Source organism: Roseateles sp. P5_E8, assembly GCF_054177665.1.
The window spans coordinates 22243-28551 of sequence record NZ_JBGCUM010000059.1; the positions used below are offsets into that span (position 1 = coordinate 22243).

At 66.1% G+C, this 6309-nt stretch carries 6 protein-coding genes and 1 rRNA gene; 2 read left to right on the plus strand and 5 right to left on the minus strand.

The window, feature by feature from the left end; genetic code table 11:
• Positions 1-5 precede the first annotated feature (5 nt).
• From ACXRVZ_RS23520 to ACXRVZ_RS23535, 4 genes are read right to left on the minus strand one after another with little or no spacing between them, the layout of a single operon-like run.
• Positions 6-1727 carry a M61 family metallopeptidase gene (locus ACXRVZ_RS23520; RefSeq protein WP_457427123.1) on the minus strand — a complete coding sequence of 574 codons (1722 nt, stop codon included), beginning with the start codon at positions 1725-1727 and terminating at the stop codon, positions 6-8.
• On the minus strand, positions 1727-2170 hold the full coding sequence (locus tag ACXRVZ_RS23525) for a DUF3429 domain-containing protein (RefSeq protein WP_458232885.1): 444 nt from the start codon (positions 2168-2170) through the stop codon (positions 1727-1729). Before ACXRVZ_RS23525 ends, ACXRVZ_RS23520 begins: the two co-directional genes overlap by 1 nt.
• The gene (locus tag ACXRVZ_RS23530) at positions 2170-2961 is read right to left on the minus strand and encodes a DsbC family protein (protein WP_457427127.1); all 792 of its coding nucleotides are present in this window, start codon (positions 2959-2961) and stop codon (positions 2170-2172) included. The genes ACXRVZ_RS23525 and ACXRVZ_RS23530 overlap by 1 nt, the downstream gene beginning before the upstream one ends.
• 27 nt (positions 2962-2988) lie before the next feature.
• Positions 2989-4122 (minus strand): FAD-dependent monooxygenase, encoded by a 1134-nt coding sequence (locus ACXRVZ_RS23535; protein ID WP_457427129.1) that lies wholly within the window; start codon positions 4120-4122, stop codon positions 2989-2991.
• Positions 4123-4257: 135 nt separating this feature from the next.
• On the opposite strand from ACXRVZ_RS23535, the gene ychF reads away from it, so the two are divergent.
• Positions 4258-5349 (plus strand): redox-regulated ATPase YchF, encoded by a 1092-nt coding sequence (gene ychF / locus ACXRVZ_RS23540; RefSeq protein ID WP_458232886.1) that lies wholly within the window; start codon positions 4258-4260, stop codon positions 5347-5349.
• Between the two features lie 153 nt (positions 5350-5502).
• Positions 5503-6063, plus strand: coding sequence for a hypothetical protein (locus tag ACXRVZ_RS23545; RefSeq protein WP_457427133.1), 561 nt, complete (start codon positions 5503-5505; stop codon positions 6061-6063).
• A 100-nt stretch (positions 6064-6163) separates the two neighbouring features.
• Here the strand turns inward: ACXRVZ_RS23545 and rrf are convergent.
• A 5S ribosomal RNA gene (gene rrf, locus ACXRVZ_RS23550) occupies positions 6164-6276 on the minus strand.
• Positions 6277-6309 lie beyond the last annotated feature (33 nt).

Genomic DNA, 6309 nt, shown 5'->3' on the forward strand with positions numbered 1-6309 from the left:
TGGCTCTAGGCGCCGAGCCAGCGGCGCCGGGGGGCCTGCGCGCCGTCGGCCAATGTCAGGGCGACGGACGCGGGCCGTGCGGGCGGCAGCTCTGCTTCCAGCTCGACGAGGCGCTGGTCGCGGCTGATGAGCAGCCGCAGGCGCGTGTCGCCCGCCGTCAGCAGGCCTAACGCGTCATCCAACCGGCGCAACCGCCAGCCGTTGCAGCCCAGGATCTCGTCGCGTGCGCTGATGCCCGCAGCCTCCGCCGCGCCGCCGGTCAACACATGGCTGACCTGCACGCCGGTCAACGCAGATTCACGCGCACGCAGGCCCAGGCGCTGGGCGACGCTCTGACGGCCTTCGTCGCGCCAGTCGACACCGTGCGTCGCCAGCAGCTCGCGCAGGGGCAGCTCGTCGGTGCCATGCACCCAGCCGTGCAATTGCGCCGCGACGTCGTCGCCGCCTAGCGCCGTCACGGCTGCAAGGATGTCGCCTTCGCTGACTGGCCCGCCTTCGCTGCTCGTCCACAGTTGCAGCATCAACGCATCCAGGCTGGACTTGTGCGCGCGCAGGCTCAGGTCCAGGCACAGCGCCACCAGCGCGCCCTGCGCGTAGTAGTTGCTCGTCGCGTTGGGGCTGTTCTCGTCGGGCCGGTAGTACTTGGTCCAGGCCTCGAAGCTGGCCTGCGCCAGCGGCTGCACGCGGCGGCCCGGCGCGGCCAGCACACCGTTGACCGAGGCCACCAGCAACTTGAGGTAGCGCGGCGCGTCGATGAGGCCCGCACGGCGCAGGAACAGCTCGTCGTAGTAGCTGGTGAAACCCTCGAAGAACCACAGCAGCTCGGTGTAGTTCTCGCGCTGGTAGTCGAACGTCTCGAACTCGGCCGGGCGCAGCCGCTTCACGTTCCAGGCGTGAAAGTATTCGTGGCTGAACAGGCCCAACAGCCGCGCGTAGCCGTCGCTCGGCGCGGCACTCTCGGCGGCCGTGGGCAGCTCGCGGCGCGCGCAGATCAGCGCGGTGCTGGCGCGGTGCTCCAAGCCGCCGTGGCCATCGTCCACGGCCCAGAGCAGGAAGCTGTAGCGCTGGAATGGCGCACTGTTTTTGCCATCACTCCAGAAGGCGATCTGCGCCTCGCAGATGCGCTGCACATCAGCCAGCAGTCGCTCGCCGTCAAAGCTGGGCCAGGCGCCCGCGACGACGATGCGATGCGGCACACCGGCGGCCGTGAACTCGCCCTGCCAATGCGGGCCGATCTCGAAGGGATGGTCGACCAGTTCGTCGTAGCCAGCGGCCTCGAAGCCACCGTCGCGCTCGCCCATCTCGGTCGCCACGCGCCAGCCCTTGGGCACGCGCGCGAGCTCGATGCGCTGCGCGTCGTCCTCGCGGCCATGCGCGCGCAGGCACAGGCTGCTGGGGTTGAAGAAGGCGCGTTGGCTGTCCAGCCAGGCGGTGCGAACCGAGGCGTCGAAGGCGTAGACGTCGTAGCTCAGCGTCAAGGCCGCACGCCCCGTGCAGCGTACGCGCCAGCTGGCCTTGTCGAGCTGCTCAATGGCTAGCTCGCGGCTGCCCTGTCGCGCGCTCAAGCCGCTCAGATGCTTGGCGAACTCGCGCACGAGGTAGCTTCCCGGTATCCACACCGGCAGGCTGACATCCTGCTCCGCAGCCGGGTTGGCCAGCGTCAACGTGACGCGGTAGCGGTGGGCCGTGATATCGGCCAGTTCGATCCGGTAGCGAGGCCCCGTCATCAGCTGCCTGCGGCGGCCAGAAAGCAGCTCAACGCGCCCACCAGCGTGAGGCGGAAGCGCAGCGTCAGCCAGTCGGCGGCTCCGAGCTGCGGGTAGACGCGGCGGTCGATGACGTAGCAGGCTATCAGCACGCCGCCATGCAGGGCCAGGCCGGCATAGGGCGCCATCAGCACGCCCAGCCAGCCCAGCAGCGCGGCGCAAACGCCCCAGACGAGCGGCTGCCGCCCGGGCAGGCCACGCGCGAACGACAGGCCCCAATGGATGCCGCCGAGAAAGGCAATGACCAGGCCGGCATAGGCCGACATGGCCAGGCTGACAAAGGCGTGCTGGTCGAGATCGCGGTCACCGATCAGCCAGATCAGCAGGCCGCCGAGCACGAAAGGGATGAGGCCCGCGTAGCCGAGGCGATGAGCCAGCTCGCGATGTTCGGCGCTCATCGGCATCAGGACTTCCTGGCCGGTGCGGCCAGGGCCTGCAGGCGCTTCTCGAGTTCGACTGCACCCACGGCGCCCGGGATACGGTTGCCGTCTTCCAGCAGGATGGCCGGCGTGCCATTGACGTGGATCTTGCGCGACAGGGCCAGGTTGCGCTCGATGGCCGAGTCGTCGCACGTCGCTCCGGGCTTGGGCGGCTGCTCGCCCTTGAGCATCCAGCCCAGCCAGGCGCCCGAACGGTCCTTGGCACACCAGATCGCGCGCGTCTTCTCCGGCGAATCGCCGCCCAGGATGGGCAGCAGGAAGGTGTAGACCGTCACGTCCTTGAGTTCTTGCAGCGAAACCTCGAAACGCTTGCAGAAGCCGCAATTGGGATCGGCGAAGACGGCGATGCGGCGCTTGCCGGTGCCGTTCTTCCACACCACCGCGTCCTTGAAAGGGAGCGTCGCGAAATCGATGCGGTTGAGCTGGTTGACCCGTTCCTCGGTCAGGTTCTTCTTGCCCTTGAGGTCGATGAGTTCGCCTTCCAGGAGGAAGCTGCCGGTGGGATCGGTGTAGCGGACTTCGTTGCCGATGACGACTTCCCACAGCCCCGGCATGGGCGACGGCCGCACCGCATCGATCTTGGGCGCGTTGGGCATGCGCTCGGCCAGGATCTTGCGAATGCTGGCCTCGTCGTCCTTGGGCACGCTGGCCTTGGGCGCGACCCGGGCTTTGGGGGCTAAGGGCTCGTCGGCCAAGGCAGGCAGGCAGGCGGCGATGAGCAAGATGCCGGGCAGGAAGCGAACTAGGGAAGACAACACGATGCGCGGCGAACCAGTGAGAGGTTAAAGCCCGAGGGCACGCTGGGTCAGCCAGCGCTTGACGGGGGTAAGTTGATTGAGTGCGTCCAGGCCGCGGTTGCGCAGGCCGTGCGCGGCCGGCGAACCGTGGGCGAACAGGCGCTGCAGCACGTCGGTCAGCTCGCCCATGGCCAAGGTGGGCGCCAGGCGCTCACGGGCATAGCGGCGCAGCAGGCGCTCGTCACCAAGTGGCCGCCAGGGTTCGCGTTCGGCCAGCACTCGAGCCAACGCGGCGACGTCACCGAAGCCGAGGTTGAGCCCCTGGCCGGCCAGCGGATGGACGACGTGAGCCGCATCACCCAGCAGGACCCAGCCGGGGCCGCTGACCGCGTTGGCTCGGGCCAGCGCAAGGGGCCAGCTGGAGCGCTCGCTGCCGAGCTTGAGTTCGCCGGCCGCGCTACCCGTGGCGGCGTTCAGCTCGCGTTCGAAGTCTTGCGCCGACAGGGCTTGCAGGTGCTCGGCCCTCGACTCGGCGCAGGACCAGACCAGGCCATAGGACGCTCCGGGTGTCGGCTTCTCGAAGGGCAGCAGGGCCAACACCTCGCCACCGGGCTGGAACCATTGACGCGCAACGCCCTGATGCGGGCGATCCGCACTCAGCCGCGCAGCGAGCGCCCGATGCCCGTAGGCGCGCGGCTTGAACTCGACGCCCAGCGCCGCGCGCGCAGCCGATTCACGGCCCTCGCAGAGCGCCGTCAGCGCGGCGGGCGTGGTGTCGGCGACGTTGTGAACATGCGGCGAGAAGCGCAGTGCCGTGGCCAGTTGGGCGTCCAGCGCGCCGGCATCGACGATGACCGCCAGCTCGCGCAGGCCCTGCTGCCAGGCCGAGAAGCTCAGCCGCCCGGCGGCCTGGCCATCGGCCGCGTCGCCACAGACGATCATGTCGTAGACGGGGCTGACCGCATCTGCGGCCAAGCTGTCCCAGACCTTCAGCTCCGTCAGCAACGCCACCGAGGCGGCGTTCAGCGCATAAGTCCGCACATCGTCCACTCGCGGCGTCTCGGGCGCGCCGGTCAGCCCAACGCTGAGGCCCTGGACGGCCAGACTGAGCGCCAGGCTGCTGCCCACCGCGCCCCGCCCACGCACCAACACGTCCACACTTTGCACCACGCTTTGCATGCGGCGATTGTAGGCAGGGGGTATGACCGGATCGTGCTTGTGGTCCCGCTCACAGGTGCACCGCGCCGGCCGACTAAAATCGCCCGCTTTGGCGCCGGCATCGGCCGGCTGCCTGTCCCCAACGGAAGCCTTGCCATGAGCCTCAAATGCGGCATCGTGGGTCTGCCTAATGTCGGCAAGTCCACGCTTTTCAACGCCCTGACCAAAGCCGGCATCGCCGCCGAGAACTATCCGTTCTGCACCATCGAGCCCAATGTCGGCATCGTCGAGCTGCCCGACCCGCGCCTCGCGGCGCTGGCCGAGATCGTCAGCCCGGAACGCGTGCTGCCGGCCGTGGTCGAGTTCGTCGACATCGCCGGGCTGGTGGCGGGCGCCAGCAAGGGCGAAGGCCTGGGCAACAAGTTCCTGTCGCACATCCGCGAGACCGACGCCATCGTCAATGTCGTCCGCTGCTTCGAGGACCCGAACGTCATCCACGTCAACGGCCGCATCGACCCGATCTCCGACATCGAGGTGATCCAGACCGAGCTCTGCCTGGCCGATCTGGGCACTGTGGACAAGAGCCTGCACCGCTACAACAAGGTGGCACGCGCTGGCGACAAGGAGGCGATCGCTCTGGTCAAGGTGCTGGAGAAGTGCGAAGCGGCGTTGAACGAAGCGAAGCCCGTACGCTCCATCGACTTCAGCAAGGAAGAGCTCTTCATCCTGAAGCCGCTGTGCCTTATCACCGCCAAGCCTGCGATGTTCGTCGGTAACGTGTCAGAGGACGGCTTCGAGAACAACCCCTTTCTGGACCGCCTGCGCGAGTACGCCGCCAGYCAGAACGCGCCCGTCGTCGCCATCTGCGCCAAGACCGAAGCCGAGCTGGCCGACATGGCCGACGAAGACCGTGCGCTGTTCCTGGCCGAGATGGGCCAGGACGAGCCCGGCCTGAACCGCCTGATCCGCGCTGCCTTCAAGCTGCTGGGCCTGCAGACCTACTTCACCGCCGGCGTGAAGGAAGTACGCGCCTGGACCATCCACGTCGGCGACACCGGCCCGCAGGCCGCCGGCGTCATCCACACCGACTTCGAGAAGGGCTACATCCGCGCTCAGACCATCGCCTACGACGACTTCATCAAGCACCGAGGCGAGCAGGGCGCCAAGGACGCTGGCAAGATGCGCGCAGAAGGCAAGGAATACGTCGTCAAGGATGGCGACGTGCTGCATTTCCTGTTCAACGTCTGAGTGACTTCCAGCGGAGCTGTCCGGCCGCGCTCGAAACCCGCTTCGGTGGGTTGTTCACCGCGGAGTGGCCATATTTTTGCCGGCACTGAGCTCTAGCGTTGGTCGTATTGACGCGTGCAACTTGCTCTTCATCAGCACCTGCAAGGAGACGCAATGACAAAACCGCGACATCTGCTCATGGCAATGCCACCGGCCGCCGTATGCGACTCGTTGTTGGACATGCTGGCTCGTACGGGGCTCTACACGCGGTTGGGCAGTGCAATGTTTGATCCAGCGAACTGGCATCAATCGCTGTCCGATCGCTTTTGGAACGGTAGAGACAGCGAAGAGCGGCTATTGCGCGCCGGCGACCTGCTGTCGGCACACGCGGTGAGGATGCGCTTCAATCGAATCGTCGGCGCAGCTCAAGAAGGTCCCATTCACTGGGCTGTCAGGACGTCCGGAACGCCAGCTGGTTTTGTCGAACTGCTGAAGGCCGTGCGAGTCGCGCTGGAAAAAGTAGGCATCGTTGACAACTCCAATAACACCAGCCATCTCACGATCAGCTACAACGCGCCAGCACCACTTGCAGCAATTCCGATCGAGCCGGCTATTGAGTGGCTGATCGATAGAGTATTGCTGGTGGAAGGCCTTTTCGACGGTACCAAATACCGTTATCGAGTAGTAAAGGGCTGGGACCTGCTTCCTGAAAGGCAACTAAGCCTATTCGAATAGCGGCGGCAAAGGTGCTATAGGAATCCTGGGATACTATTTTTCAGCCCTAAAAGCAAAACCCCCACTAGCTTTCGCTAGTGGGGGTTGGCTTTAATAACTAGCCTGACGATGACCTACTTTCACACGGGAATCCGCACTATCATCGGCGCTGACTCGTTTCACTGTCCTGTTCGGGATGGGAAGGAGTGGGACCAAGTCGCTATGGTCGTCAGGCTTGACTGGTTGGTCTGTTGACGAGGTCAACAA